The organism is Mesorhizobium sp. P5_C1 (assembly GCF_054049815.1).
Map to the genome: position 1 here is coordinate 1 of NZ_JBFULQ010000909.1, position 1,452 is coordinate 1,452.

1 protein-coding gene and 1 pseudogene are annotated in these 1,452 nt (G+C 57.7%); both read right to left on the reverse strand.

The window, feature by feature from the left end:
* Positions 1-608: 608 nt before the first annotated feature.
* Entirely contained in the window at positions 609-1,253 is a 645-nt protein-coding gene (locus ACXJ7R_RS32480) for a DNA-binding protein (protein WP_457155372.1), read from the reverse strand.
* A pseudogene (locus ACXJ7R_RS32485) lies at positions 1,228-1,452 on the reverse strand (transcriptional regulator); the annotation flags it as partial. The pseudogene ACXJ7R_RS32485 and the gene ACXJ7R_RS32480, both read right to left, overlap by 26 nt.

The window sequence follows — 1,452 nt, forward strand, 5'->3', positions numbered from 1 at the left end:
CTTGTAGACGGTCTCGTTGCTGACGTTCAGATACTGGCAAATATCCTCAACTGTCAGCCATCGCTCATCTGTCATCTCTGCCTTCCGCGCTCCACAGTGAAACGATGCCGATCGACCGCGTTGCCCGAAAGTGACGCTCGTAAGCCCTTGGCTGACCGCTGCCACATCCCTTGATCGATATTGACCGTTTATAGCCGATTAGACCCTGCTTAGATGAACTATATGGAGGTGTCGAACGGTAAATGGCTTGGGCCAGTTGCCATGTGTGCTGTCTCCTTCCGCGCTTGGAATGCCGATAGAGAGGGTGGCCGCGGTTGCCATGATGGGTTGAGGCTGGAGGAGAGGTCTCCGGTGCGCCCACATGGAGACAGAGACCGAGCGGCGTCGCCCAAACACATTCCCTTGTCACCGGCAGCCGAGCGGTCTACCGGATCGATTCCCTTCGCGATCCGCAATTGCCGCTAATAGGCTTCTATGGCACGGTATGGCCGCCGATACATGCCGTCCCCCCCCAACTCTCCACACCGCCCTTGCTATCGTGGCGCTCTCACCCTGAAATCCGGAGAGAGATTTCGGATCGAGCCTTCTGATCTCTCACGACATGTTTCTCAGCCATTAGCCTGCGAGAAACTCGAGACCGCCACCTCTCTCGCCAAGTTCCTGAAGTTCGGCAGACAAGAGCACTCAAGAGCGCGCGTTCGCCCGATCAGCTCAACGACGTAGTCGCCGCATTGAGCAGGAATGCGCATACGGCCATGCCTTAGCGCAAGATAGACAGCGTCAGTGGCCTGGAGTTCATCTAGGCTTTGTAAAACGCGGGGATGTCGGAGTAGGTCTAGAGACCAACCGGGCTCTTCTCCGTTCATGAGTGACGCAGCGCGGGCGCGGCCCTTCCTTTCATCTATAACGGCACGGAATCTTCGGCTTGCCGCGATGGAGATCGTCGCGGCCTCCCCGTCATCCAGAGAAGGAGAGCCGGCGGTCAGAGTGGCGAACAACTCGAACTCCCGGTCAGTCATACCGACAACGGTCACTTTGCCCCACGCGATTAGACCGTGCAGGAAACTATGGTCTCCGTTCTTTCGGCCCGTCTCATGCTCAAGCTCCCCGGCGACGATCTCGGACACGACGATACCATTGGCGATGGCTGTCAAAACGCGCTCGCCGTAGGTGCAGGCGTGCAGATTGATTAGGACGCTCGTATCGAGAACCAGAGGTCTCCGATCGTCAGCCAGGGAGCTTGAGAAGGTCATCCGTTACGCTTTCCTCAAGCTCAATCTGATCAATCAGCTCGCGCACCTCCACACGACRCATCTTCAGCAACTCGGCCAACTGGCCTTCCGACATGATACCACGCTTCCATGCCGCATGAGCCATGAGGCTCATTCTATGCGATACTGGTCGATTGGCGTCGATCTTCGCCGCGTCGAGGCGTTCTGCGGCGCCTCCAAG

Coding starts and splice junctions, on each gene's coding strand:
- ACXJ7R_RS32480 (WP_457155372.1), bottom strand. CDS start 1,253: ATGACCTTCTCAAGCTCCCTGGCTGACGATCGGAGACCTCTGGTTCTC.